This window comes from Rhizobium sullae, assembly GCF_025200715.1.
Classification (GTDB): Bacteria; Pseudomonadota; Alphaproteobacteria; order Rhizobiales; family Rhizobiaceae; genus Rhizobium; species Rhizobium sullae.
This window is the reverse complement of the sequence record NZ_CP104143.1, coordinates 3,071,310-3,098,154: the sequence shown is the minus strand read 5'-3', so window position 1 is coordinate 3,098,154 and position 26,845 is coordinate 3,071,310. Positions and strand designations below refer to the sequence as shown.

Here is a 26,845-nt window from a genome sequence, read left to right as displayed (position 1 = left end):
ATAGTTTTCGTTTTAACTTCAATCACTTTCGAATTGCGCGCTCGACGCAAATCGAATCCGGCACACGGGGAGGGGTTAAAGTGGGCCAAACATATCACGACCTCTTCGTGATAGGCGGTGGGATCAACGGCTGCGGCATTTGCCGGGATGCTGTTGGGCGCGGCTATTCGGTGGCGCTGGCGGAGATGGGCGACTTTGCCTCCGGGACGTCATCCGGGGCGACGAAGCTGATCCATGGGGGCCTACGCTATCTCGAGCACTACGAGTTCCGGCTGGTGCGCGAATCGCTGATGGAGCGCGAGATCTTGTGGGCCATGGCGCCGCACATCATCTGGCCGCTGCGCTTCGTGCTGCCCTATCACAAGGGCGGTATCCGGCCGGCCTGGCTGATCCGGCTTGGGCTGTTCTTCTATGACCATCTCGGCGGCCGCAAGCTTTTGCCGCCGACCGCCGTGCTGAACCTGCGCCGCGATCCAGCGGGCCGGCCGCTGAAGCCGGTGTTTGCCAAGGCCTTCGAATATTCCGATGGCTGGGTCGACGATGCCCGCCTGGTGGTGCTCAACGCCCGCGACGCGGCCGACCGTGGGGCGCTGATTTTGCCGCGCACCAAGGTGGAGGCGGTGCGCCGTAAGAACGGCCTATGGGAAATCGACACCTGCGACATGCAGACCGGCGAGACCAACCGGCATCAGGCCCGCATGCTGGTCAATGCTGCCGGTCCCTGGGTCGATCAGGTGCTGCGTGCAGCCCTGGGCGAAACCGAGGCCCGGCATGTGCGACTGGTGCAGGGCAGCCACATTGTCGTCAGGAAGAAGTTCGAAGGCCCTCGCGCCTATTTCTTTCAGAACCCCGACAACCGCATCATCTTCGCCATTCCCTATGAGGATGACTTCACGCTGATCGGCACCACCGACCGCGACTACACCGGCGATCCGCAGGATGTGCGGATCTCTGACGAGGAGACCGGCTATCTCTGCGCCGCCGCCAGCGAGTATTTCCAGGCGCCAGTGCATCCGGAAGACATCGTCTGGAGCTATTCAGCAGTTCGTCCGCTCTATGACGACGGCGCCTCGAAGGCGCAGGAGGCTACGCGCGACTATGTGCTGAAGCTCGAGGGTGGAGCGGACGAGGCACCGCTGCTCAATGTCTTCGGCGGCAAGCTGACCACTTACCGGCGGCTGTCGGAGCACGCGCTGGAGAAGATCGGCGAGACGATCGGCGCCAAGGGGCGCCCCTGGACGGCAAAGAGTCATCTGCCGGGCGGCGATTTTCCGGTCGAAGGCTATGCGGCGGAGGTGAACAGGCTGCGGGCCAACTATCCGTTCCTGGCAGAGGTCCATGCCCGCCGGCTTACCCGCCGCTACGGCACCCGGGCCACCGAGCTGCTCGGACAGGCGAAATCCATCGCTGATCTCGGCCGCTGTTTCGGTTCCGATCTCTACGAGGCCGAGGTCCGCTATCTCGTCCGTACCGAATGGGCCGTCACGGCTCAAGACATCCTGTGGCGCAGGACGAAGAAGGGGCTATATCTATCAGCGGATGAGGTACAGAAATTGGAGGAGTACATGGCCGTGATCCCTGCGAACCTTGCGGGATGAAGCGGCATGTCGTCCCCGTCGTGAGGAGGCACGGGAACCGGAATGCTTGAACTGCGGAATGCCGCCAAGATGGTGGGTGGCGAATACCATATTCACCCGACCGATCTGACACTTGAAAGGGGTACGCTGAACGTCCTGCTTGGACCGACGCTCTCCGGCAAGACATCGCTGATGCGTCTCATGGCTGGACTTGACCGTCCAACCAGCGGCTCCATCCATTTCGACGGTGCCGATGTGACCGGCGTGCCGGTGCAGAAGCGCAAAGTCGCGATGGTCTACCAGCAATTCATCAATTACCCCGCATTGACGGTCTATGAGAATATCGCCTCGCCGCTCAGGATCGCTGGCCGGGACGCGAAAACGATCGACGCGGAAGTACGCAAGGCTGCCGACCTCCTGAAACTGACACCCTATCTCGAGCGCACTCCGCTCAATCTGTCGGGCGGGCAGCAGCAGCGAACGGCGCTTGCGCGCGCCCTTGTCAAGAATGCAGGTCTGGTGCTGCTCGATGAGCCGCTTGCCAATCTCGATTACAAGCTGCGCGAAGAACTGCGCCAGGAACTGCCGAGGATATTTTCCGAATCGGGTGCGATTTTCGTCTATGCGACGACGGAACCCTCGGAGGCCTTGCTGCTTGGCGGCAATACCGCGACTCTCAATCAGGGACGCGTGACGCAATTCGGTTCGACGATTTCCATCTATCGACGCCCCGCCGATCTGGTGACGGCCAAGATCTTTGCCGATCCGCCGCTGAATTTCATCACGGTTTCGAAAACAGGCGCGAGCCTCCAACACGATGACCAGATCGGCATTCCGGTGCCGGCACATCTTGCGGCGATTGCGGACGGCCCGGTCACGATCGCGTTTCATCCGCACCATCTTGCCTTAACGCCGCAGACCAAGGATGCGCCTAAGCTTCGCGCCAGGACGCAGATTTCCGAAATTACCGGTTCAGAGAGCTTTATCCATGTGGATTACAGCGGCGTGCGTTGGGTCATGCTGGCGCACGGCATTCACGATATCGAGCCTGACACGGAGATCGACGTGTTCCTGGACACGCGTCATTTGATGGCGTTCGGCGAGGACGGCCGCGCCATCGCCGCCACGCAGCTGGCGGCATAGGGGGATAGAATGGCACGAATCACGCTCGACCATATCCGCCACGCCTACGGACCCAATCCGAAGACGGACAAGGACTATGCGTTGAAGGAAGTCGATCATGAGTGGACCGACGGCGGCGCCTATGCGCTTCTTGGACCATCAGGATGCGGAAAGACGACGCTTCTCAACATCATCTCCGGCCTGCTTCAACCTTCGCACGGGCGCATCCTGTTCGGCGGCCAGGACGTAACGACGTTATCGACGCAAGCCCGCAACATCGCGCAGGTCTTCCAGTTCCCCGTCATCTACGACACCATGACGGTCTACGACAATCTCGCCTTTCCGCTCCGCAACCGCGGCGTTGCCGAGGCCGAAGTCGATCGGCGCGTTCGCGAAATTCTTGACATGATCGATCTTGCGGACTGGGCCAAACGCAAGGCGCAGCGGCTTACGGCCGATCAGAAACAGAAAATTTCGCTTGGCCGCGGTCTGGTGCGAAACGACGTCAATGCAATTCTCTTCGACGAACCACTGACCGTCATCGATCCGCACATGAAATGGATGCTGCGGTCGCAATTGAAGCGGCTGCACAAGCAGTTCGGTTTCACGATGGTCTATGTGACGCATGACCAGACGGAGGCGCTGACCTTCGCCGAAAAGGTTGTCGTCATGTATGAGGGAGAAATCGTGCAGATCGGCACGCCGGCCGAACTTTTCGAACGCCCGAGCCACACCTTTGTCGGCTATTTCATCGGTTCGCCGGGCATGAACGTGATGCCGGCAGAGGTTTCAGGCAATCTCGTGAAAGTCGGCAGCGAGACGATCAATCTCGGCTATGCACCGAAAACGGATGGTGCGGTCAAGATCGAACTTGGCATCCGCCCCGAATTCATCCGTCTCGGCCGCGAGGGGATGCCCGTTTCGATTTCGAAGGTCGAGGATATCGGCAGGCAAAAGATCGTTCGAGCGCGGTTTGCGGATCAGCCGATTGCGATCGTCGTGCCGGAAGATGTTGAAATTCCAGCGGATGCGCGCGTCAGCTTCGATCCGGATGCGATCAGCATCTACGCCGGTTCGTGGCGTGTCGGCAGGGAGGGCTGATCATGGAAAAGACCTGGAACAACAAAGCTTGGTTTCTCGTCCTGCCGGTATTGCTGCTCGTTGCGTTTTCGGCGGCCATTCCGCTGATGACGGTCGTGAACTATTCCGTTCAAGACACGTTCGGCAACAACGAGTTCTTTTGGGCCGGCACCGACTGGTTCGATGACATCCTGCATTCCGACCGCTTCTGGGAGGCTCTGCAGCGAAACCTGCTGTTCTCCTTCATCATCCTGGCGCTTGAAATTCCGCTCGGCATCTTCATCGCGCTCAACATGCCCAAGAAGGGCCTCGGCGTTCCAGTCTGCCTGGTGCTGATGTCGCTTCCCCTCCTCATCCCATGGAACGTGGTCGGCACGATCTGGCAGGTCTTTGGACGTGTCGATATCGGGCTGCTCGGCCACACTCTGGAGGCGATGGGGCTCGACTACAACTATGTCCGCGACCCTATCGATGCGTGGATCACGATCATCGTTATGGACGTCTGGCACTGGACCAGCCTCGTCGTGCTGCTCTGCTATGCCGGTCTCGTTTCGATCCCGGAGGCCTATTACCAGGCTGCGAAGATAGACGGCGCGTCGCGCTGGTCCGTCTTCCGTTATATCCAGCTGCCGAAGATGAAGCGCGTGCTGCTGATCGCGGTGCTGCTGCGCTTCATGGACAGCTTCATGATCTATACCGAACCCTTCGTCGTCACCGGCGGCGGACCGGGCAATTCCACGACATTCCTTTCCATCGATCTCGTGAAGATGGCGGTCGGCCAGTTCGATCTCGGGCCCGCAGCCGCGATGTCGATCGTCTATTTCCTGATCATCCTGCTGCTCTCGTGGATTTTCTACACGGTCATGACCAGCAGCGACGCGAATTCTTGAGAAAGGGGAGGGCCATGGAAACGACGATGAAATACAAGCCAGCCGGCAACTTCTCCTGGGTTGTCTCGACGATCTACATCATCTTTCTCCTGCTGCCGATCTATTGGCTTATCAATATGAGCTTCAAGGAGAATGCCGAAATCACCGGCGTCTTCTCGCTCTGGCCGCAGAATCCGACGCTCAGGAACTACCGGGTGATCTTTACCGATCCTTCCTGGTATAATGGGTATATCAATTCCATCATCTACGTCGCGATGAACACGGTGATCTCGGTGCTTGCGGCGCTGCCGGCGGCCTACGCCTTCTCCCGCTACCGTTTTCTCGGCGACAAGCATCTGTTCTTCTGGCTGCTGACGAACAGGATGGCGCCACCCGCCGTCTTCGCGCTCCCTTTCTTCCAGCTCTATTCGGCGTTCGGCCTCATCGACACGCATGTCGCCGTTGCTCTAGCGCATTGCCTCTTCAACGTGCCGCTGGCGGTCTGGATCCTGGAAGGCTTCATGTCGGGCGTGCCAAAGGAAATCGACGAGACGGCCTATATCGACGGCTACTCGTTCCCGCGCTTCTTCGTGAAGATCTTCATGCCGCTGATCGCAAGCGGGATCGGTGTCGCAGCCTTCTTCTGCTTCATGTTTTCGTGGGTCGAATTGCTGCTTGCCCGCACGCTGACGACTACGGCCGCAAAGCCGATCTCGGCGATCATGACGCGCACGGTTTCAGCGGCCGGCATGGATTGGGGCGTGCTGGCTGCTGCCGGTGTGCTGACGATCGTGCCGGGCGCGCTCGTCATTTATTTTGTCAGGAACTACATCGCCAAGGGCTTTGCTCTTGGACGCGTTTGAGGGGAGATCGGCATGAATTTTTCCTGGATGGCGTGGACGCTACCCACGGCACTATTCTTCCTGACGATCCTCGTGCTGCTGATTGGCATGAGTGTATGGGAGTATTTTGCGCCGGGAGGCTCGCCGCGGGTCGGCGTGCTGCGTTTCGAAACGACACGCGGGGACCGGCTCTTCATTTCGCTGCTCGGTGCAGCATTCATTCATCTCGCATGGCTGGGCCTTGTCGGGCCCAACCTGTGGTGGGCACTTGCCCTCGCCGTAGTCTACGCCATAGGCGTGTTCCGCTACGTGTGACGGCAGGGTAATACAGATGGCTGGGGGTACTGGCCGCCTGAGACGTGAAGACTGCAATCGCAAACCCTGGGAGGATATTATGCGACGGCATTTACTAGCGACAACAGCAGGCATCTTGCTGGCCATGGCGGGCTCCGCCTATGCCGGCATGGATGAAGCAAAGGCCTTTCTGGACAAGGAAGTCGGCGATTTATCGACGCTTCCCCGCGCGGACCAGGAAAAGGAAATGCAGTGGTTCGTTGATGCGGCAAAGCCTTTCGCCGGCATGGACATCAAGGTCGTCTCCGAAACGATCACCACGCACGAATATGAATCGAAGGTACTGGCACCGGCCTTTACCGCTATCACCGGCATCAAGATCGCCCACGATCTCATCGGCGAAGGCGACGTCGTTGAAAAACTGCAGACGCAGATGCAGTCGGGCGAAAACATCTATGACGCCTACGTCAACGACTCCGACCTGATCGGCACCCATTGGCGCTATCAGCAGGTGCGTAACCTGACGGACTGGATGGCAAACGAAGGCAAGGACGTTACCAATCCTGGCCTCGACATCGCCGACTTCATCGGCACCTCGTTCACGACCGCGCCGGACAAGAAGCTCTACCAGCTTCCCGACCAGCAGTTCGCGAACCTTTACTGGTTCCGCTACGACTGGTTCAACGACGAGAAGAACAAGGCCGACTTCAAGGCGAAGTACGGCTACGATCTCGGCGTGCCCGTCAACTGGTCGGCTTACGAGGACATCGCCGAATTCTTCACCGGCCGTGAAATCGACGGCAAGAAGGTCTTCGGCCACATGGACTACGGCAAGAAAGACCCGTCGCTCGGATGGCGGTTCACGGACGCATGGCTCTCCATGGCCGGCAATGGCGACAAGGGCATTCCGAACGGCTTGCCGGTCGACGAATGGGGCATCAAGGTCGACGAGAATTCGCGTCCTGTCGGTTCCTGCGTTGCCCGCGGCGGCGACACCAACGGCCCGGCTGCGGTCTACTCGATTTCCAAGTATCTCGATTGGCTGAAGGCCTACGCGCCGCCGGAAGCACAGGGCATGACCTTCTCGGAGTCCGGCCCGGTTCCGGCCCAGGGCAATATCGCGCAGCAGATCTTCTGGTACACGGCGTTTACGGCGGATGCCGTCAAGAAAGGCCTGCCGGTTGTCAACGAGGACGGCACGCCAAAGTGGCGTATGGCTCCGTCGCCGCACGGCGTCTACTGGAAGAACGGCATGAAGCTCGGCTATCAGGACGTCGGTTCCTGGACGCTCATGAAGTCGACTCCGGAAGACCGTGCGAAAGCAGCATGGCTTTACGCGCAGTTCGTGACGTCGAAGACCGTCGACGTGAAGAAGAGCCATGTGGGTCTGACGCTCATCCGCGAAAGCTCCATCCGGCACGACAGCTTCACGAAGCGCGCGCCTGAGCTCGGCGGTCTGATCGAGTTCTATCGCTCGCCGGCCCGCGTGCAGTGGTCGCCGACCGGTACGAACGTGCCGGACTATCCGAAGCTGGCACAGCTTTGGTGGCAGGCGATCGGCGATGCGTCGTCGGGCGCTAAGACCGCGCAGGAAGCCATGGACTCGCTTTGCGCCGAGCAGGAAAAGGTACTGCAGCGCCTGGAACGCGCCGGCGTCCAGGGCGATATCGGCCCGAAGCTCGCCGAAGAGCAGGATCTCGAATACTGGAACAAGGATGCCGTCGCCAAGGGCAACCTCGCTCCGCAATTGAAGGTCGAGAACGAGAAAGAGAAGCCGGTAACGGTCAATTACGACGAACTGGTCAAGAGCTGGCAGTCGAACTGATCGTCATCGGGGAGCGGGCCGGAAGAACGAGGCTTCCGGCCCGCTCCGCAAGTGCTATTGCGGCCATATTCGTGCGCATGGCGTCTCTATGAAAGCGCGCCGATTGCATTCCTGACGGCCGCCGCGCTCAACAGCCAGGGTTTGTACTCCAGCCCCACGCTTCCTTCATACCCTTCCGCAAATAGCCAGTTGAGGCGATGCGGCAGATCGATGCGGCCGGAGCCGGGTTCGTTACGGCCCGGGTGATCCGCGACGTGGACATGGAACACGCGCGAAATCCGGTCGCCGATCACATCCTCCGTTCGCTCATCCATCACGGCCGAATGGTAGATATCGTATACGATCCCGATTTCGGGGCGCTCGACCTCGTCGGCGATGTCGAGGCCTTCTCGGGTGGATTCCAGAAAATGGCCGATATGGTCGATGCGGGTATTCAGTGGCTCGACGCCGAGGCGCACGCCCGTGCCCTTCAGAATATCGGCGCCGGCACGCAGCGCGTCCGTCAGCGCAAGGCGCTGCTCCTGCCGCGAGCGGCCGGGGAGATCGTCACCTGCCTGTGCAATGAGGATGGGAGCGCCGATCTGCTGTGCGGCTTTGACCGAAGCGGCCAGTCCTTCTAGCCACTTTTCCTTGTTGGCGGAATCTGTCAACGGAATCATCGGTTCTGTTACAATACTGGATACGGCAAGGCCGGTTTGCTTGAGGGTAGTGGAAATCGCGCCGAGATCCTTGTTCGTCCAACGCCAGAACTCGATTGCCGGCAAACCGGCCCTCTTGGCACGATAGATGCGGTCTTCGAAACGGTCACCGGGTTCGACGAACAGCCATTCAATGCAGGCTGAGTATTGGCGCATGATGAATCCCTCCCTGATGCCTTAGCAATGCGTCAAATGCCTTGTTGCGGCAAAGCGGATTTTAGCGACGTTCATCGCATCGAACAGATTGCGGCGGCATCAGGATAAACAACCGGTGCTTTGCTCGATCCGGGAACAAGCCACCTGTTTCGGACGTTTCCAGCGCATAAATTCAAGGCGTTGGACAGCGAATGACCGACTTTCGAGCCGCATCCGATAACCATAAGACAACCAAAGCAATTGATTATATCACGACGGTCGCGCGCCGGGGCCGGCCCGCTCTTCCGGCTATTCCGGGCGGCATTATCCGCAAGGGACGGAACGTCTGGCGAACTGGCAAAGCGGATAAGGTGGCTTTTCTCATTGATGGCGCTGCCTATTTCGCGGCGCTCGATGAGGTGCTGCGGCAGGCGAGGCATTCGATCTGGATCATCGGCTGGGATCTTGATCTCGACATCCGGCTGAAACCAGATCAAAACCCGGAGACGCTCGGCGAACTTCTGCTGACGCTTGCCGATGACAATCCAGGGCTGCAGATCCGGATATTGATCTGGGGCATGGGACCGGTTTATTCCGGCAAATCTTTGAAGCTGTTTAAAGGAAGCGGCTTCTCTACACATCCGCAGATCAGCCTGCGTTTCGATCTGAGCCATCCTTTGCGTGGCTGCCACCATCAGAAACTGGTTTCCGTTGATGACAGCATTGGGTTCCTCGGTGGTGTAGACCTGACCGCCCGGCGCTGGGACGAGCCGGACCATCGCGCCGACAACCCCCTTCGAAAAGCTCCCGACGGCGTGCCATACGATCCTGTTCACGATATACAATCGATGGTCTCGGGCAGCGTTGCCCGGCTGATCGGCGACGTGTGCCGGCGGCGGTGGAAGCAAGCGACCGGCAAGCCAATCGAGCCCGCTCCGGAGAGCGGCGTGCCATGGCCGCATACATTCCCTCCGGAAATGGAGAAGGTGACGGCGGCGATTGCTCTCACCGAGCCCGGACTGATCGGTAAACGCGGGCGCTTCGAAGCCTTCCGGCTGACGCGCGATGCCATAAACAGCGCAAGGAACTACGTCTATATCGAGACCCAGTATCTTGCCTCCTTCGGCGTGGCGAGGGTGATCGCGAAACGCCTCAAGGAGGCCGATGGCCCGGAGATTGCGGTTCTGGTCACGAAGCGTTCGCACGGACTGATCGAAAAACTGATGATGGGCCATAACCGCGACCGGCTGATCCGCAGGCTGAAGCGCCTCGACCGCTATGACCGGCTGCACGTGATGTACGCGGTAGTGCCGGACGGGAAGGGCGGCGAGCAGGAGATCGTCATCCATTCGAAGCTTATCATTGTCGACGACCGTTTCATCCGCATCGGCTCATCGAACCTCAACAATCGGTCGGAGGGGCTTGATACCGAATGCGACCTGGCGATCGAGGCGGAAAGCGCTCCTCAGCGGCAGGCGATAACGTCGCTTCGCCACCGGCTGATTGCCGAGCATCTCGACGCGACGGCCGATGCCGTAAGAGACATGGAAGCGGCGAAGCGGTCGTTGCTCAATGCCATAGCGGCGCTGAATATTCGCGAGCGCGGCCTTCGTCACTTTGCGATCGACATCGCGCGAGGCGAGACATCGCCGGTCATCGGAACTGCTTTCGTGGATCCGCGGCGGCCTTATCGGCCGCTACAGAAGCTGCGTCTGCGCGTGAGTCGACTGTTGAGAGCGATCTTCTGACGAAACCTGCTTTCGTTTCGGGATGACGGCCTCGCTGATTGCGAAGGCCGGCAGGCCGATCAGCAGCGGAAATAGAAAGTAAATCGCCCTGAATGCCACCAATGCGCCTATCGAAGCAGCTCCGGGCAGGACATAGCTGACTGTCGCCTCAATGACGCCCAAACCGCCAGGAACGTGGGCGATGAGGACCGCGATATTGGCAAGCACGTACGCCGTGGCCGTCTGCACGTAGCTCGTCTCGCCTTGGGCGGCCAGCATCTGATGCAGGCAGGCTGCCACGAAGATGAAGTTCAGTGTGCCGATGACGACCTGGCCCAAGGCGAGCTTCGGGCGCGGCATTTCGAAGGCCCATTTCCAGAGATGCAACGGCGTGCGGATGACGACGGACAGAACGATATAGACCGCGGGGAGGCTGAGACAGACGCAGCCGAGGGCGAACAGACCGGCCGGGCTGAGTTTCAGGAGATTTGCGGCATCCTCAGGATTGATGAGCAGGACGATGCCCGCAAGGGTTGAAAGACCGATGCCGACGGTCGCGCCGCAAAACAGGATGACCTTCGCAACCTCCTCGGCATTCAAGCCCCAGCGCGAATAGAAACGGTAGCGCACAGCGCCGCTGCTCAGCGCCGCAAAGCCAAGATTATGGCCGATCGAGAGGCTTGTGAAAGAGGTAAGGGCAGCCTTCCGATAGCTCAGCGGTTTGCCTGCATAGCGGAGCGCCATCCAGTCGAAGCCGGTCAGGCAGAGATAGGAAGCGGCCGCGAAGCCGAGGCTACCGAGAATACGGGTCCCCGGTATTGCGCAGATCGATTCCATGACATCGCTCAACGTGTAACGGCTGAAGACCCTATAGAGAAGATAAGCCGCAAGCATCAGGCAGAGAACGAGAGCTGCATTGATAAGCACGCGCTTGATGGACATGAATGCGCCGTTTCGTTGGAGTTCCGGAGATGGAACGAAACAGGCTGAAAGCAAGTTCCCCCGGGATGAGCACATTCTCCTCTGTTCTGCCGGGATCAACTGGCAAGGAATTGAAAATCCTGACCTACAACGTGCATAGCTGCGTCGGCACCGACCGGCGGATCGAGCCGGCGCGCATCGCCGATGTGATCGCGGAAACCGGCGCGGATATAATTGCGCTGCAGGAACTGGATGTCGGCCGCAAACGCACAGGCAGCATCGACCAGGCTCACATGATCGCCTCGCTTTTGAAGATGGAATCGCATTTCCATCCGGCGCTGCATGTCGAGGAGGAGCAATATGGCGATGCCATTCTCACTGCGATGCCGACCCGGTTGATGAAAGCCGGGCCGCTGCCCTCGGTAGGCGAGATGCGGGGGGCGATATGGGTGCAGATCCAAATAGGCGGAATTCATCTGAACCTGCTCAATACGCATCTCGGCGTCCGTGGCATCGATCGGGTGCGGCAAGTGACGACGCTGCTCGGCAAGGAGTGGATTGGAAGTCAGAAATTCCAGGCGGCTCCTGCGATCATCTGCGGCGATCTCAATGCCGTCCCGTCATCACCAGCCTACAAAATGCTGGCTCGACATTTCCGCGATACGCAGCTGCTGGCTGCGCGGCGTCCGCGCCCGACCTATCCCTCCCGGCTACCAATCCTGCGGATCGACCATATTTTCGTATCGGACGGGCTTGGCGTGACATCTGCGACAGTTACCGCGACACCGCTCGTGCGCCGGGCCTCGGATCACTTGCCGCTTCTGGCGACCATCTTACCGGGTGCAGCCATCAAGCGAAGGGAAATGTCGTTTCAAGCAGTGGCCGGAAGCGGCCGCTGAAGTTAATTATTTTCAATAATTTATACAACAAAGCCCGATTTTTCTCACGACTCGAGAAAGACTTGACGCCGTCCGCTTTATAACGCTTTAAATTGTCAACCGTGACTGGGAGAGTTGCGGGGCATGTCTGTCGCTTCGATTGCGGGAGACATCGGCGGACGAGGAGGGTCTCGCCGCTTTACTTGCGAACGGGAGGAATATCATGCGCAAGTTTTTGGGCACGGCAGCCGTTGCTGCCGTGATGATGGCAGGCACGGCAGCCTACGCGGCCGACGTGAAGGAGGTCCAGATGCTGCACTGGTGGACGTCCGGCGGTGAGGCTGCGGCGCTCAACGTGTTGAAGGAGGACCTCTCCAAGGAAGGTTTTGCCTGGAAGGACGTGCCGGTGGCTGGTGGTGGCGGCGATGCTGCCATGACTGCTCTCAAGGCCATGGTTGCAGCGGGCACCTATCCGACCGCCTCGCAGATGCTCGGCTATACAGTGCTCGACTACGCGCAGGCAGGTGTCATGGGCGATCTAACCGAGACCGCGAAGGCGGAAGGGTGGGACAAGTCCGTTCCCGCGGCTCTTCAGAAGTTCTCCGTCTATGACGGTAAATGGGTTGCTGCTCCGGTCAACGTGCACTCGGTCAACTGGCTTTGGATCAACAAAGCCGTCATGGAAAAGATCGGTGGGACTGAGCCGAAGACCTTCGACGACCTGCTCGCGCTGCTCGAAAAGGCCAAGGCTGCTGGCGTCATTCCGCTCGCGCTTGGTGGCCAGAACTGGCAGGAAGCGACGATGTTCGATTCGATCGTGCTCTCCACGGGAGGGCCGGAATTCTACAAGAAGGCCTTCAACGACCTCGATGAGGAGTCGCTGAAATCAGACACGATGAAGAAGTCCTTCGACAACCTTGCCAAGATCAAGGAATATGTCGACCCGAACTTCTCCGGCCGTGACTGGAACCTGGCGACTGCCATGGTAATCAAGGGCGATGCACTTGTTCAGGTCATGGGCGATTGGGCCAAGGGCGAATTCGTGGCGGCGAAGAAGACGCCGGATACGGATTTCCTTTGCTACCGTTTCCCGGGCACGGACGGCAGCGTGATCTACAACTCCGACATGTTCGGCATGTTCGATGTGCCGGATGACCGCAAGGCCGCGCAGGTCGCGCTTGCCACAGCCACGCTCTCCAAGAGCTTCCAGTCGGCCTTCAACGTCGTCAAGGGCTCAGTGCCTGCGCGCACCGACGTTCCCGATACCGACTTTGATGCTTGCGGCAAGAAGGGCATTGCCGACCTCAAGGCTGCGAACGAAGGCGGCACGCTGTTCGGCTCGCTGGCCCAGGGTTATGGCGCTCCTCCAGCGGTTGCCAATGCTTACAAGGACGTCGTGTCCAAATTCGTTCATGGACAGATCAAGACGTCTGATCAGGCCGTGGAAGAGTTGGTCAAGGCAATCGACGACGCCAAGTAAGCTGCTGTCGGTCAAGGATGCTTCCCCCGCGCATGCGGGGGAAGCGTTTTTGTCACAGATACGGCCCCTGGGAGGGGACGATTTTATGAACACTGTCGCGACCCCCGAGATCAACGTGAAGTCGGAGCGCAGAATAGGCAATTCCATTCGCTCCCGCATGCAGGATGTCCTACCGAAGATCGTGCTGGCGCCGAGTTTCGCCGTCACTGTGATCTTTGTTTATGGGTTCATCGTCTGGACCGCCTATCTGTCCTTCACCAATTCCAAAACATTCCCGTCCTATGTGCTGACAGGACCGCGCGCCTATCAAAGGCTATGGCGCTGGACGTTTGAGACCGATCCGCCGTCGAGCTGGTATACGTCGATCACCAATATGGGAATTTTCGGCCTTCTCTATGTCGGAATCTGTCTGGCGCTCGGCCTGTTCCTGGCAATTCTGCTAGACCAGAAGATCCGCGGCGAGGGATTGCTGCGGCCGATCTACCTCTATCCGATGGCGCTTTCCTTCATTGTCACAGGCGTTGCCTGGAAGTGGTTTCTTGATCCTGGACTCGGCCTTGAGCAGACACTGCATCAATGGGGCTGGACGAGTTTCCATTTCGATTGGATCAAGAACAAGGATTTCGTCATATATACCGTGGTGATCGCCGGCGTCTGGCAGGCTTCCGGTTTCGTCATGGCGATGTTTCTTGCGGGTCTGCGTGGTATCGACGGTGAGATCATAAAAGCCGCCCAGATCGACGGGGCAACGACCTGGCAACTCTACAGGCGCATCGTTATCCCAATGCTGCGACCGGTCTTCCTTTCGGCCTTCATCGTGCTCGCCCATATGGCGATCAAGTCCTATGATCTGGTCGTCGCGCTGACGAGCGGCGGTCCCGGGGGCTCGGCCTGGCTGCCTTCCAATTTCATGTATGAATACACGTTCAAACGAAACGAAATGGCCGTCGGCTCGGCAAGCGCAATCATCATGCTGATGACGATCTCGGCGATCATCGTGCCCTATCTCTACTCCGAACTGAGGGAAAAGGCGCGATGAGTACCGTTACCTCTTCGGCAACTGCCATAGCGCGAGGCGGCAATGGCCGCCGGTGGGTCACTCGCACCGTCATCTACGGCCTGCTGCTGATCTTCGCGATTCTTTATCTGATGCCCCTCTTCGTGATGCTGGTCACCTCGTTCAAGACCATGGACGAGATCCAGAACGGCAACATGCTGGCGTTGCCTCAGTCGCCGACCTTCGATCCTTGGTTGAAGGCCTGGGGCGAGACCTGCGTTGGCCTGACCTGCGCCGGCATCAAGGGCTATTTCTGGAACTCGATCAAGATGGTCGTTCCTGCCGTGGCGATCTCCACCATCATGGGCGCGCTCAACGGCTATGTGCTGACCAAATGGCGCTTTCCCGGCGACAAGCTGGTGTTCGGCCTGATGCTTTTTGCCTGCTTCATTCCGTTCCAGTCGGTACTGCTGCCGATGGCGACGATCCTCGGTGCACTCGGCCGCTTCGGTGCCACGCTTCAGAACGCCACGGGCATGAGCTTCGGCTTCGGCAATCCGACTGTCAATCTGGTCTTCGTGCATGTTGTTTACGGCTTGGGCTTCACGACGCTGTTCTTCCGCAATTTCTACGAGGCCTTTCCGACTGAACTGGTCAGGGCCGCACAGGTTGACGGCGCCAGCTTCTTCCAGATTTTCCGTCGCATCATGCTGCCAAATTCGCTGCCGATCATCGTCGTCACAGTGATCTACCAATTCACCAATATCTGGAACGACTTCCTGTTCGCTTCCGCCTATGCCGGCACCGGTGAATCCATGCCGATGACGGTGGCGCTCAACAATGTCGTGAATACCTCGACCGGTGTGGTCGAATATAATGTCAACATGGCCGCTGCGATGATCGCCGCCGTGCCGACGCTCATCGTCTATGTCCTCGCCGGCCGCTATTTTGTGCGCGGTCTGATGGCGGGCGCCGTCAAAGGGTAATCCATGGCTTTCCTTGAAATATCCGGCCTAAAAAAGCGCTTCGGCGCCGTCGACATCCTTAAGGGGATCGATCTGGAGCTTGAAAAAGGCGGCTTCCTCGTGCTGGTCGGTCCATCCGGCTGCGGCAAGTCCACTTTGCTCAACACTATTGCCGGACTGGAGTCGATCACCTCGGGCGATATTCGCATCGATGGCCGCAGCATTAACGGTCTTCATCCCTCTAAGCGCGACATCGCCATGGTGTTCCAGTCCTATGCTCTTTATCCGAATATGACGGTCGCGGGAAACATCGCCTTCGGCATGGAAATCCGCAAGGTGCCGAGAGAGGAGCGCGAAAAGGCGATTAAGGAAGTGTCCGACATGCTGCAGATCGGTCATTTGCTCGACCGCAAGCCAAGCCAGCTTTCCGGCGGCCAGCGCCAGCGCGTCGCCATGGGCCGCGCGCTGGTGCGCAATCCGCAGGTCTTCCTCTTCGACGAGCCGCTATCAAACCTCGATGCGAAGCTGCGGGTCGATATGCGCACAGAGATCAAGCGGCTGCATCAGCGTATGAAGACGACGATCGTCTATGTCACGCATGACCAGATCGAGGCGATGACGCTGGCAACGAAAATCGCCGTCCTGAAAGATGGAGTGCTGCAGCAATTCGGCACGCCCGCTGAGATCTACAACAGGCCGGCCAATATCTTCGTTGCCGATTTCATGGGATCCCCGGCGATGAATCTTCTCAACGCCACGGTGGAAAGCAGCGCTGGCGGCCTGCAGGTCTCGCTCGACCGGCCGAATGGTGCGGCGCTGAAACTGCCGGTTCCGGCTGGCAACAACGGTCTGGCCACCTATGCCGGCAAGAAGGTGATTTTCGGCATTCGTCCGGAAGCGCTGACCGATCCAGACGGCGCCGACCGCAAGGCAAAGTCGCTGGCGGAAGGCGATTGTGCGATCGAGGTCGTCGAGCCCGCCGGTTCGGACACTTTCGCCGTGACCAAGCTTGGCGGCAAGTCGGTCATCGCGCGGCTGCGCGCCGATGCCGGTATTCAGCCTGGCCAGAGCACCCGCCTTGCCTTCAATCTCGACAAGGCGGTGTTCTTCGATCCGGAGAGCCAACTCCGGATCGCGTGACGCCGTCAGACGGCCGTTATATGAACGGTGACGGATGCAAAGCGGGACGAAGCTGCCTCGACCGTGATGTTGCCGGTGAGTCCGGTTGCTTCCAGCCAGCAACCAGCCGTGCCGCCCCGCAGCGGAACAGTGGAGGGCCCGATGATCTTGGCCGGACCATCGACGCGCAGTGTCACGCTGTCATGCAGGAAGGGAAGGCGCTGGCCATATTGGTCCAGCGCGCGGATGATGACGCGCGTCGTGTCGCGCTCGCGGGCTTTCAGCGATCCGCTGTCGGCTGCCACTTCGAGCGTCGTCGGCAGCGGATCGGCAGCAAGCCGTAACCTGGCAACGGGCTGGCCATTGATATAACCCGTAAAATCCCCGTCGAGCCATTCAATCCCCCATGTGCCAAGCTCATCCGCCGTGAAAAGCCGATGATCCAGCACGACAGGCGGGTGAGGCAGATGCGGGTAGTTTTCACGATCGGGGCCGATGCGCTTGGTGATCGAGCCGTACGTCAGCTCGACTTCATCGCAGTTCGTAAGAATGATCAGCGGCAGGACGCCGCCAATATTGCGTTCCCCGCGAGCCCAGAAGGTCACCGGCTTCATGATAATCTCGTCGGACGGATCGCACTGGCTGGAATACACATAGGCGGCGAATTTCGGCTCGCGGAACATGTCGAGTACGCCGTGATAGCAGATGCGGTCGCCCGAGCCGAAGTCCTTGTGGGTGTTGTAGTCGAACATGCACCAGCCGATCGCACCTGAAATGTCCGGATCGCCGTAAGCGGCGTTCAGCACCTCAAGGTGACGGCGCACATGCTCTGCCTGGCGCGCTTCCTGATCGTAGATCTTGGTTGGATACATATGGCCGTTGAACTCGGTGATGAGGTACGGCACCTTGCGATCGAGACCGGTGTTCTCCTGCTGGCTGCGAAGTGGCGTGCGCGGGCGGTTGGCGCCTGGGAGTTCCTCATTGCCGAGGATGAAGTCGTTCATCGTATAGACGTCTTCGAGCAGTTCGCTTTCCGTGATGTAGCGCACGCCGCCGGTCTGGCGGGTCGCGTCGAGATCGCGGGCGAGCCGGTTGGTCTCGACGTAGAAGTCGTGACTATCCTGCGATTCGTTGATGCGCACGCCCCAAATGACGATCGACGGGTGGTTCCAGTCGCGCTCGATCATGCGGCGGACGTTGCGGATCGATTCCTGCTGCCACTCCGCATCACCAATATGCTGCCAGCCGGGAATTTCCTCGAAGACCAGAAGGCCGATGCGGTCGCACTGGTCCAGGAACCATTTCGACTGCGGATAGTGCGAAGTGCGGACGATATTGCACTTCAGCACAGATTTCATGATATCGGCATCGCGCTCCTGCGCCGAGCGGCCAGCCGCGTAGCCGACATAAGGAAATGCCTGGTGGCGGTTCAGGCCACGCAGCTTCAGCGGCTTGCCGTTAAGCAGGAAGCCGCTCGCTGTGAACTCGGCGGTGCGGAAACCGAAATGCGACGACAGGCGGTCGGAGCCGTGGCTAGTTTTCAGGTCGACGGCGATCTCATAGAGCGTCGGGCTGGAAATGTCCCAGAGCGAAATGTCCGTCAGGTTTTCGAAGGAAAGCGTCACGTCTTCGCCCGTCGTATCGCCGCTCGCGGTTGCGATGACGGTGCCTGATGTATCCTTCAGTGAGGCAGTAACCGTGCCGAGAAAGGCAACATTTTGCGGGTTGGCGAGATCGCAGCGGACACGAACGGATTTGACGTCGGAAAGGACATCTGTCGTTTCAATCTTGAGATTGCGGATCGAGACGGCGCCGGTGACTTTAATCCAGACGTCGCGATAGATACCGGCATAGGTCAGATAATCAATACGGCCGCCGAAGGGTGGAATTGCGGGGTTCTCGCTGCCGTCGACCTTTACGGTGATCAGGTTGTCGCCCTTGAGAAGCTTGCCTGTGAGGCGGGCCTCGAAGGGCGTGTAGCCGTCCTTGTGGGCGATGATCTCTTCGCCGTTCAGGTAAACGACGCTATCGGCCATGGCGCCATCAAAGGCGATCGACACTTCGCGACCTTCGAATTCCGGGAGCCAGCGCAAGATCTTCTGATAGGTAAAGGCGCGCTGATAGAGCTTCTCGTCAAAATAGTTGAAGGGCAGTTCGACGGCAGTGTGCGGCAGGCTGATGCTTGCCGTGCCATCGAAGGCATCGAGAAACTGCTGGCCAAAGCCTTCGTGGAAACTCCAGGATTCATTGAACGAGACGACAGACCGCATCCCGGACTCCTCTTTAAAGCATGTCTGATTGGCGCGGCTAGCAAAGCCGCTTACGGATATTGTGCGCCATTCGTCGTCGTGTAGATCGAATAGAGCGATTGCGTTGCGGTGATGAACAGGCGGTTTTTCTTCTGGCCACCGAAGGTGACATTGGAAACGGTCTGAGGCACCTTGATCTTGCCGAGCAAGGTACCGTCCGGTGCGAAGCAATGGACGCCATCGGCGGCACTGCTCCAGAGATTTCCGCTGACGTCGAAGCGGAAGCCGTCCGGTATGCCGTTGTCGATCGAGCAGAAATAGCGGCTGTTGGCGAGCCTCTTGCCGTCGACAACGTCGAAGACGCGGATATGGCGCGGCACGTCGTGATCGGCAGAGCCGGAGTCGGCGATGTAGAGCTGCTTTTCGTCAGGAGAGAAAGCAAGGCCGTTCGGCTGGATAAAATCGGTGGCGGCGGCTTCGACCTTGCCGCTTTGCGGATCAATGCGGTAGACGTTGCGCGTCTCCTGTTCCTGCTCTGACTTGTAGCCTTCGTAATCGGACTTGATGCCGTAGCTGGGGTCCGTAAACCAGATCGCGCCGTCGGACGCGACGACGACGTCGTTCGGCGAGTTGAGGCGCTTTCCCTGATAGCTGTCGGCCAACACGGTGATCTTGCCGTCAGGTTCCGTACGCGTGACGCGACGGCCGCCGTGTTCGCAGGAGATCAGGCGGCCCTGACGATCGCGGGTGTTGCCGTTGACGTAGCTTGATGGCGAGCGGAAAACCGAGACGCCGCCATCCGGTACCCAGCGCAGCATGCGCTCGTTCGGGATATCGCTCCAGATCAGGCAATTGAGATCGGAGAACCAGACGGGACCTTCCGCCCAGCGGCAACCGGTATAAAGTTCCTCCAGCTTAGCGCTTCCTGCAATCAGGTTGCGGAAGCGGTCGTCACGAATGTCATACAGGATATCTTGCGACACTGATTGGCTCCTCCCCAAAGCGATATAACGTTCTTCGTAAACATAAACGGCGATGCGTGCCAGAGCCAGGCGCGGCAAATGCGCCGGCCTCATGCCATTTTTCAAAGCTGCGGCGGATGCGGCGATCCGTCATGTGCGTCTCACCATTGAACGGAGGTTTGTCTTTCCCTAATGGGTTAATTGGAGGTACAGCTTTCAGGAGTGAGGATCCGTAGCATGGAATACAGCGATATCGGAACGGTCGCCGCATGGCTGACGGAGCAGGGGCTGAAGGGTGCCTCCGAAGCCGAACTGCTGACCGGCTTTTGCAATTCCTGCCGCGAATTCGGCCTGCCACTCGATCGCGGCATGGCGCTCATGGATACGCTGCACCCGGTACATGAGGGCCGAGCCTTCCGATGGGACAGCCAGGAGGAAATCGAGACCGAGTTCGAATACGGCCCGACCGGCGAGGGTAGTGCGCGGGACACTTGGCTGCGTTCGGCTTTCTACTATCTCTGGTCTGGCAACGAGAACGAGGTCCGCCGCCGTATCGGCTTCGGCGACCCGGCGGATTTCGTCATGCTCGACAAGATGCTCGAAGAGGGCCACACCGATTTCGTCGCCATGGTACACCGCTTCGCCAAGGCCGGTACGATCGGCGAGATGGATTGCTTTTTCTCGCATTTCGCAACCCGGCATCCGCAGGGCTTTTCCGACCACGATCTCGCCATCTTGCGAAAGCTAGTGCCAGTGCTGGCGCTGGCGATCAAGTGCATCGCGCTAGGCCGCATCGCACGGACGATTGCGGAGGTTTACCTCGGCGAGGATGCGGCCCGGCAGGTGCTCGAGGGGAAGATCATGCGCGGCAAGTCCGAGCGGATTTCCGCGGTGCTCTGGTTCTCGGACCTTCTCAATTACACCAAGATATCCGATAGCGCGCCGCCGGAGGAAATCCTGCCGATGCTGAATGCTTATAGCGACGTGGTGATTTCGGCCATTCACGAGGCCGGCGGCGACGTCCTCAAACTCATCGGCGACGGTGTGCTGGCTATCTTCAAGGCAGATGCACCGTCGGATGCCTGCTGTGCGGCGCTGAAGGCGGAGAAGCTCTTGCGCGGCAAGCTTGCGGCGCTGAACGACGAACGCGCCCGCGATGCCCGGCCAACAACCGACGTCTATCTTGGCCTGCATATCGGTGATGTCTTCTACGGCAATATCGGCAGCCAGGAACGGCTCGACTTCACAGTCATCGGTCCGGCAGTCAACGAGGTTAGCCGCATCGCGTCGATCTGCCGGTCGGTCGATCTCAACGTGCTGATGTCATCGGATTTTGCCGCCGCGATTCCAGGAGCTCAGAGCAGCGGACTCGCCTGCATCGGCCGCTATGCGCTTCGTGGCGTCAAGCGGGCGCAGGAGCTTTTCACACTGGAAACTGGGCGCCTTGGCGGCTGACCCTAGCGCAGCAGGCCTTGGCCACCATCGATCCAGATCGGCGTGCCGGTGATGTGATGCGAGCGATCAGCGGCAAGAAAGAGGATTGTTTCGGCAACGTCTTCGCTGTGGCCCGCCTCTCCTCCAGTGATCGGAATTTCGCCTTCCGGCCAGACAACCGGGATTTCCGCCTCGTCCCGGTGACGGCTGCTTGTATTGTCGTTGATATTGGTGTCGATGGCGCCCGGGCAGACGGCATTGACGCGGATTCCATGCTTGCCGAGCTCCAGTGCCAGCTGCTGCACCATCGCCACCTGGCCGGCCTTCGTGACGGTATAGGCAGTCGCGCCCGGCGTCGTGAAGGTACGCGTCCCATTGATCGAGGAGACGACGATGATCGAACCGCCGCCATTCGATTTCATATGCGGGACGGTGAGATGGAGAGTGAGGTAGGTACCGCGCAGGTTGACGGCCATGGTCTTGTCCCATTCCTCCGGCTTCAGGTCGTCGATAGGAGCCCAGACGCCGTTGATTCCGGCATTGGCAACGACGATGTCGATGCCGCCGAACTCACCGAGAAGCGCTTCAACTGCGCCGCGCATCTGGCTTTCGTCGCTGGTGTCGGCCGCCAGCGAGATCGACTGCCCGCCTGCGGAACGGATTTCGTCGCGGGTCTGGTTCACCTCGTGGCTGGTGCGGCTCAAAACGGCAACCTTGGCGCCTTCTGCGGCGAGCTTGAGCGCGGTCGCCTTTCCGATGCCGGAACCCGCGCCGGTGACCAATGCGGTTCTTCCCTGAAGTTCCATTTTAGCCAATCCCTCATTCGGTTTGCGTTAGGGCAATGTTCGGGTGGGGGCATGGTTCCGGTGCAAGTGCGAAGTTTTCGGGCTGGCAACCCCTACAGTCTCACCAGGCTGCGGCGGATCGCCCACTTCTCCGGTCCATGCGCGGCGGCAAACAGCAGTCCGGCCAGGAACGTGAAGTGGTCGATGAAGAAGCCAAATTCTGCCTGGTTGCCCGCCCAGCGCGACGGGCCATGAAAGGCGAATGCCAGGAAGATGACATAAATGCCGGCAACCAGGCTTGCTTCCGTAAAGAAGGCGCCGGTTATCAAGGCTAGCGCCAAAGCTATTTCGAAGAAAGCTGCTACCCATGCCAGGGCGCCGGCCATCGGAAAACCGGCGGAAGCGATATAGGTTGCGGTGGCGCCGACGTCGGCAAATTTGAAGCCGGCCGCCATGAAGAAGACGAAGCTGAAGATGATGCGGGCGACGATCACTGCGATTGCTCGTGTCATTTGAAATTTCCTCCTGTGAGCTTTCACAATGACGGTTAGCGCGCATGGCTTCCTACATGGTGCAACAAAAAGGGCCGCTCGATGTGACCCTGTTGGTTCTCACCATTCGGCGAAACTGCCGTCGGCATGGCGCCAAATCGGGTTGCGCCAGCGGTGACCCTGCTTGGCACGTTCGACGACATAGGCCTCGTCGACTTCGACGCCGAGGCCCGGTCCCTGCGGGATCGAGACGAAACCATCGGCGTATTTGAAGACTTCCTTATTGGAGATGTAGTCGAGGATATCGTTGCCTTGGTTGTAGTGGATGCCGAGGCTCTGTTCCTGGATGAAGGCGTTATAGCTGACCGCATCGACCTGCAGGCAGGCGGCAAGCGCGATCGGACCGAGCGGGCAATGCGGGGCAAGCGCTACGTCATAGGCTTCCGCCATCGTGGCGATCTTGCGGCATTCGGTGATGCCGCCGGCATGCGACAGGTCGGGCTGGAGAATGTCGACGTAGCCGTCTGAGAGCACCGACTTGAAATCCCAGCGCGAATAGAGCCGCTCGCCAAGCGCGATCGGCGTCGAGCAGTGATTGGCGATTTCCTTCAATGCTTCCCGGTTTTCGGAGAGCACCGGCTCTTCGATGAACATCAGCTTGTACGGCTCGAGTTCCTTAGCAAGAACCTTGGCCATCGGCTTGTGCACGCGGCCGTGAAAATCGACGCCGATGCCGATATGCGGACCGATCGCCTCGCGGATAGTAGCAATGGTCTCGACAGCCTTCTCAACCTTCTCGTTGGTATCGACGATCTGCATTTCTTCGCAGCCGTTGAGCTTGATCGCCTTGAAGCCGCGCGCGACGACCTCCTTGGCGTTGCGCGCAACGTCCGATGGGCGGTCGCCGCCGATCCAGCTGTAGACCTTGATCCGGTCGCGCACCTGGCCGCCGAGCAGCGAATGGATCGGCTGGCCGAGTGCCTTGCCCTTGATGTCCCAGAGCGCCTGGTCGATGCCGGAAAGCGCGCTCATGTGGATGGCGCCACCGCGATAGAAGCCGCCGCGATACATGACGTTCCAGTGGTCCTCGATCAGGAACGGATCCTTGCCGATCAGGTAGTCGGCAAGCTCGTGCACGCAGGTCTCCACGGTTAGCGCCCGGCCCTCGACGACCGGCTCGCCCCAGCCGATCACGCCCTCATCGGTCTCGACCTTCAAAAATAGCCAGCGCGGCGGAACGATATAGGTTGTCAGTTTCGTGATCTTCATGGGTCCAGGCCTCATTCTTCTCGTGTTGCTCTAAGCGGTCGGCCGGCATTTCCAATCATGATTGGGGTGCTGCCGATCGTCTTTTCGATGGCGGCAAAATCGCGCACCGCAAGATCCAGCATCCGGTTGGCGCACTCTCGTGCCCTTTTGCGGTCGCGCATTCTGAGTGCCTCGACCAGTTCGCCGTGAACGGCTACTGCGTCCTCGCGGCTTTCGACTGCGACGTTCGAGGCGTGAAGGGCATATTTCACCGCGGCGTGAATGGCGCTCGAAAGTCGCCGAAACACCTGGTTGTGGCTCGCGGTCAGCAGCGCCGAATGGAACATGACGTCGGCATCGGTGAAGCTTTCCGGATCGTTGGCGGAATCGCGCATCTGCCGCCAAGCGCTGTCGAGATCGGCAATCTCCTGTGCGGTTGCGCGCGCGGCCGCATATTCGGCCGCCGCAGGCTCGATGGTACGCCGAGCTTCGAGGATGCAGCCGAGCAAGTCGAAATCCTCGATATATGGTCCCATCCATCCGAGCACGTCGGCGTCGAGGATATTCCAATCGTGCATACGAAGGCAATGTCTTGGTATGATCGTTTATCGACCGGAGGTCATTTTCGGACCGATTTTCTTACAGCCGTCGCCTTCTGAGGATAGAGCATTATATTGCCGTTCGAGAGGCTTTGGCCTCTCTGCGGCGGGAAGCGGCGCAAGTCCTTTCCGGAAGGAGCTCAATCGAAACAGGAGGACGGCATGCAGATCAATCGCATAGGTTCGGCCCAGTGGTCCGGCGGTCTCAAAGACGGCAAGGGACGGATATCGACGCAGAGCGGCGCGTTGAAGGAATATCCCTATGGTTTTGCAAGCCGCTTCGAAGGTATTCCAGGCACCAATCCGGAAGAACTGATCGGCGCTGCCCATGCCGGCTGCTTCACCATGGCGCTATCTTTGATCCTCGGCGATGCGGGGCTTACGGCCGAAGATATGGAGACAACTGCAAAGGTAACGCTCGAGAGCGTCGAAGGCGGCTTCGCGATCACCGCAATCCATCTGTCGTTGACCGGCAAGGTTCCCGGCGCCGACCAGGCGACGTTCACCGAGCTCGCCAATAAGGCGAAGGCAGGGTGCCCTGTTTCCAAGGCGCTTTCCGCCGTGCCGATCACACTCGACGTCAAGCTGGGCTGATTTCAGCAAGTATTGATTTCGAATGCCGCGAGCCGAAGCCGCGGCATTTTTTGCGGCAGAACATTGACAAGTGGCGCCTGATATTTTACGACTGACGAAATACGAAAATCGTCAGTCGTAAATAAGGCTCTGGAAACGCATGAATGACACCGCAGAAAACATGCTGGACAGCACCCGTCAGGAAAATGTAACGCGCATTCTCGACGCGGCAGAGCGGCTATTCCGGCACTATGGCTACAGCAAGACGACGGTTGCCGATGTGGCACGCGACCTCGGCATGTCGCCGGCCAATATCTACCGCTTCTTCGCCTCGAAAGTGGAAATCCACCAGGCGATCTGCGGCCGCATGCTGGCTGCCAGCTACAAGCAGGCTTACGACATCTGCCATTTGCCGATCAGTGCATCGGAGCGCCTGCGACGATTTGTGTATGGCCAGTATCAGATGACGCTCGACACCATGCTTGATGAGCAGAAGGTGCACGAGATGGTTGTCGTCGCGATCGAACGCGACTGGCATGTTATCGAAAGGCATGTCGACAGCATTCATGAACTGATTGCCGGCGTGATCCGCGAAGGGATCGCAGCCGGTGAATTCGCCGAGCAGGATGCCGATGTTGCTTCACGCTGCTTCGGTGCGGCCACCGTGACGCTCTGTCATCCGCAGATGGTGGCGCAATGTCTCGCCAAGACCAACCGCGCGACGGTTGACGAACTCATCGAGTATTCGATCAGAGCGCTTAAGAAATAGCCCGACGGTAAAGCCGCCGCGCCTCCCAACATAGAAACGATTTCAGGAGTGCGAAAGATGATTTCGCTGAAGACCGTCAAGTTGCCGTCAGTCGCCAGTTTCGCGCTCCTTGGCGCCGTTGCATTCGCCGTTTCGGGCTGCAGCGATGAGAAGAAGGCCGAGACGAAGGAAATCGTCCGGCCCGTCAAGGTCGTGGAGATTGCGAAGGACGGCGAAACGCGCGCCCTCGACTATTCCGGCGCCGTAAAAGCACGTACCGAGATGAACCTCGGCTTCCGTGTCGCTGGCAAGATCACGGAACGGCTCGTCAATATCGGTGATCGGGTGAAGCCCGGGGATGTGCTCGCGCGCATCGACTCCACGGATTATCAGCTCGCTGTGAAGACGGCTGAAGCCAACTTGGCTGCGGCCGAGAAGGGCGTGCAGACGGCAGATCTCGCCAACAAGCGTGCCGGGCAACTCTTCGACAAGAATGTTACACCCAAATCGCAGCTGGAGCAGGCTTCGCTTTCCTACGACCAGGCCGTGTCGACGCGCGATGCCGCGATCTCCTCGCTCGATCAGGCCAAGAACCAGGTAAGCTACACAGACCTGAAGGCCGATCAGAACGGCATCGTGACCGCAGTCAGTGCGGATACGGGCCAGGTCGTCGCCTCCGGGACGCCCGTCGTTACCGTTGCCGTCGACGGCGAGAAGGAAGTCCAGATCGCGGTGCCGGAAAACGATATTGCCGAATTCAAGCCCCGCAAAACGGTGAAGGCAACCTTCTGGTCAGATGACAAGCTGGTGCTCGACGGGAAGGTTCGTGAGGTTTCGGGCAGCGCCGATCAGCAGTCCCGGACCTTTTCCGTCCGCGTCAGCCTGCCGAATGATCAGCGTGTTCTCCTCGGCATGACGGCGACGATCGAGGCGGATGTTACGAATTCCGATCCTTCCGTCGCAGTGCCCTTGAGCGCGCTTGCCGAGAAGGATGGGACGAAGATCGTCTGGGTGGTCGACCGCGATGCGGCGACCGTGCACGCCCGCGAAATTCACGTCGGCGGTTTCACCGGCGACGGCGTCAACGTCACCGACGGCCTCAAGGCCGGCGATCTCGTCGTTGCCGCCGGTACGCAGTTCATGACCGAGAACCTGAAGGTCTTGGTTCCGGGTCAGCAGTCGGCCTCCGCCGAGCCTGCCGGCACCGTCCAGTAATTGCTGTCCAGG

Annotated in this window: 24 protein-coding genes and 1 pseudogene; 17 read left to right on the top strand and 8 right to left on the bottom strand. The window is 59.4% G+C overall.

Annotated elements, in window-relative coordinates; all coding sequences use genetic code 11:
• Positions 1 to 80: 80 nt before the first annotated feature.
• From glpD to N2599_RS15590, 7 genes are all read left to right on the top strand, one after another.
• On the top strand, positions 81 to 1,598 hold the full coding sequence (gene glpD / locus N2599_RS15620; RefSeq protein ID WP_027507876.1) for a glycerol-3-phosphate dehydrogenase: 1,518 nt from the start codon (positions 81 to 83) through the stop codon (positions 1,596 to 1,598).
• Between the two features lie 42 nt (positions 1,599 to 1,640).
• Positions 1,641 to 2,720, top strand: coding sequence for an ABC transporter ATP-binding protein (locus N2599_RS15615; protein WP_027507877.1), 1,080 nt, complete (start codon positions 1,641 to 1,643; stop codon positions 2,718 to 2,720).
• 9 nt (positions 2,721 to 2,729) lie between these two features.
• Positions 2,730 to 3,800 carry an ABC transporter ATP-binding protein gene (locus tag N2599_RS15610; RefSeq protein WP_027507878.1) on the top strand — a complete coding sequence of 357 codons (1,071 nt, stop codon included), beginning with the start codon at positions 2,730 to 2,732 and terminating at the stop codon, positions 3,798 to 3,800.
• A gap of 2 nt (positions 3,801 to 3,802) precedes the next feature.
• Entirely contained in the window at positions 3,803 to 4,669 is an 867-nt protein-coding gene (locus N2599_RS15605; protein ID WP_027507879.1) for a carbohydrate ABC transporter permease, read from the top strand.
• A 14-nt stretch (positions 4,670 to 4,683) separates the two neighbouring features.
• Positions 4,684 to 5,511 carry a carbohydrate ABC transporter permease gene (locus N2599_RS15600; protein WP_037140833.1) on the top strand — a complete coding sequence of 276 codons (828 nt, stop codon included), beginning with the start codon at positions 4,684 to 4,686 and terminating at the stop codon, positions 5,509 to 5,511.
• Positions 5,512 to 5,523: 12 nt separating this feature from the next.
• Complete coding sequence (locus tag N2599_RS15595) at positions 5,524 to 5,805, top strand: DUF2160 domain-containing protein (protein WP_027507881.1); 282 nt, start codon at positions 5,524 to 5,526, stop codon at positions 5,803 to 5,805.
• 79 nt (positions 5,806 to 5,884) lie between these two features.
• Positions 5,885 to 7,609 carry an ABC transporter substrate-binding protein gene (locus N2599_RS15590; protein WP_027507882.1) on the top strand — a complete coding sequence of 575 codons (1,725 nt, stop codon included), beginning with the start codon at positions 5,885 to 5,887 and terminating at the stop codon, positions 7,607 to 7,609.
• Positions 7,610 to 7,695: 86 nt separating this feature from the next.
• Here N2599_RS15590 and N2599_RS15585 read toward each other — a convergent pair whose 3' ends face one another.
• Positions 7,696 to 8,463, bottom strand: a complete 768-nt coding sequence (locus N2599_RS15585; RefSeq protein ID WP_027507883.1) for a TIM barrel protein — start codon at positions 8,461 to 8,463, stop codon at positions 7,696 to 7,698.
• A gap of 191 nt (positions 8,464 to 8,654) precedes the next feature.
• Between N2599_RS15585 and N2599_RS15580 the strand changes: the two genes are divergently transcribed.
• Entirely contained in the window at positions 8,655 to 10,190 is a 1,536-nt protein-coding gene (locus N2599_RS15580; protein WP_027507884.1) for a phospholipase D-like domain-containing protein, read from the top strand.
• Here the strand turns inward: N2599_RS15580 and N2599_RS15575 are convergent.
• Positions 10,140 to 11,111, bottom strand: coding sequence for a lysylphosphatidylglycerol synthase domain-containing protein (locus N2599_RS15575; protein WP_027507885.1), 972 nt, complete (start codon positions 11,109 to 11,111; stop codon positions 10,140 to 10,142). The two genes, N2599_RS15580 and N2599_RS15575, sit on opposite strands and share 51 nt — an antisense overlap.
• A gap of 65 nt (positions 11,112 to 11,176) precedes the next feature.
• Between N2599_RS15575 and N2599_RS15570 the strand changes: the two genes are divergently transcribed.
• The 5 genes from N2599_RS15570 (at position 11,177) to N2599_RS15550 (ending at position 16,550) form a co-directional block, all read left to right on the top strand.
• On the top strand, positions 11,177 to 11,989 hold the full coding sequence (locus tag N2599_RS15570) for an endonuclease/exonuclease/phosphatase family protein (protein WP_084606370.1): 813 nt from the start codon (positions 11,177 to 11,179) through the stop codon (positions 11,987 to 11,989).
• Between the two features lie 202 nt (positions 11,990 to 12,191).
• Positions 12,192 to 13,448 (top strand): ABC transporter substrate-binding protein, encoded by a 1,257-nt coding sequence (locus N2599_RS15565; protein WP_027507886.1) that lies wholly within the window; start codon positions 12,192 to 12,194, stop codon positions 13,446 to 13,448.
• A gap of 85 nt (positions 13,449 to 13,533) precedes the next feature.
• The gene (locus N2599_RS15560; protein WP_027507887.1) at positions 13,534 to 14,487 is read left to right on the top strand and encodes a carbohydrate ABC transporter permease; all 954 of its coding nucleotides are present in this window, start codon (positions 13,534 to 13,536) and stop codon (positions 14,485 to 14,487) included.
• A complete protein-coding gene (locus tag N2599_RS15555) occupies positions 14,484 to 15,431 on the top strand; it encodes a carbohydrate ABC transporter permease (RefSeq protein WP_027507888.1) in 948 nt (315 codons plus the stop codon). Before N2599_RS15560 ends, N2599_RS15555 begins: the two co-directional genes overlap by 4 nt.
• Before the next feature lie 3 nt (positions 15,432 to 15,434).
• Positions 15,435 to 16,550: an ABC transporter ATP-binding protein gene (locus N2599_RS15550; RefSeq protein WP_027507889.1), complete on the top strand. Its 1,116-nt coding sequence runs from the start codon at positions 15,435 to 15,437 to the stop codon at positions 16,548 to 16,550.
• Between the two features lie 5 nt (positions 16,551 to 16,555).
• On the opposite strand, the gene N2599_RS15545 is transcribed toward N2599_RS15550, so the two are convergent.
• Together N2599_RS15545 and N2599_RS15540 are read right to left on the bottom strand one after the other, a co-directional pair.
• Positions 16,556 to 18,799 carry a glycoside hydrolase family 2 protein gene (locus N2599_RS15545; RefSeq protein WP_027507890.1) on the bottom strand — a complete coding sequence of 748 codons (2,244 nt, stop codon included), beginning with the start codon at positions 18,797 to 18,799 and terminating at the stop codon, positions 16,556 to 16,558.
• A gap of 50 nt (positions 18,800 to 18,849) precedes the next feature.
• Positions 18,850 to 19,761, bottom strand: coding sequence for an SMP-30/gluconolactonase/LRE family protein (locus N2599_RS15540; RefSeq protein ID WP_027507891.1), 912 nt, complete (start codon positions 19,759 to 19,761; stop codon positions 18,850 to 18,852).
• Positions 19,762 to 19,977: 216 nt separating this feature from the next.
• Here N2599_RS15540 and N2599_RS15535 point away from each other — a divergent pair, with 216 nt between their 5' ends.
• A complete protein-coding gene (locus tag N2599_RS15535; protein ID WP_027507892.1) occupies positions 19,978 to 21,195 on the top strand; it encodes an adenylate/guanylate cyclase domain-containing protein in 1,218 nt (405 codons plus the stop codon).
• Positions 21,196 to 21,197: 2 nt separating this feature from the next.
• Here N2599_RS15535 and N2599_RS15530 read toward each other — a convergent pair whose 3' ends face one another.
• The 4 genes and pseudogenes from N2599_RS15530 to N2599_RS15515 form a co-directional block, all read right to left on the bottom strand.
• A complete protein-coding gene (locus N2599_RS15530) occupies positions 21,198 to 21,980 on the bottom strand; it encodes an SDR family oxidoreductase (protein ID WP_027507893.1) in 783 nt (260 codons plus the stop codon).
• Positions 21,981 to 22,072: 92 nt separating this feature from the next.
• Positions 22,073 to 22,471, bottom strand: coding sequence for a DoxX family protein (locus N2599_RS15525; RefSeq protein WP_027507894.1), 399 nt, complete (start codon positions 22,469 to 22,471; stop codon positions 22,073 to 22,075).
• A 99-nt stretch (positions 22,472 to 22,570) separates the two neighbouring features.
• Positions 22,571 to 23,719 carry a galactonate dehydratase gene (dgoD, locus tag N2599_RS15520; RefSeq protein WP_027507895.1) on the bottom strand — a complete coding sequence of 383 codons (1,149 nt, stop codon included), beginning with the start codon at positions 23,717 to 23,719 and terminating at the stop codon, positions 22,571 to 22,573.
• An 11-nt stretch (positions 23,720 to 23,730) separates the two neighbouring features.
• Positions 23,731 to 24,270 (bottom strand): annotated as a pseudogene (locus N2599_RS15515) (FadR/GntR family transcriptional regulator); the annotation flags it as partial.
• A 189-nt stretch (positions 24,271 to 24,459) separates the two neighbouring features.
• Between N2599_RS15515 and N2599_RS15510 the strand changes: the two are divergent.
• From N2599_RS15510 to N2599_RS15500, 3 genes are all read left to right on the top strand, one after another.
• Positions 24,460 to 24,891, top strand: a complete 432-nt coding sequence (locus tag N2599_RS15510; RefSeq protein WP_027507896.1) for an OsmC family protein — start codon at positions 24,460 to 24,462, stop codon at positions 24,889 to 24,891.
• A 139-nt stretch (positions 24,892 to 25,030) separates the two neighbouring features.
• Positions 25,031 to 25,639: a TetR/AcrR family transcriptional regulator gene (locus N2599_RS15505; RefSeq protein WP_027507897.1), complete on the top strand. Its 609-nt coding sequence runs from the start codon at positions 25,031 to 25,033 to the stop codon at positions 25,637 to 25,639.
• 57 nt (positions 25,640 to 25,696) lie between these two features.
• A complete protein-coding gene (locus N2599_RS15500) occupies positions 25,697 to 26,833 on the top strand; it encodes an efflux RND transporter periplasmic adaptor subunit (RefSeq protein ID WP_027507898.1) in 1,137 nt (378 codons plus the stop codon).
• Positions 26,834 to 26,845: the final 12 nt, after the last annotated feature.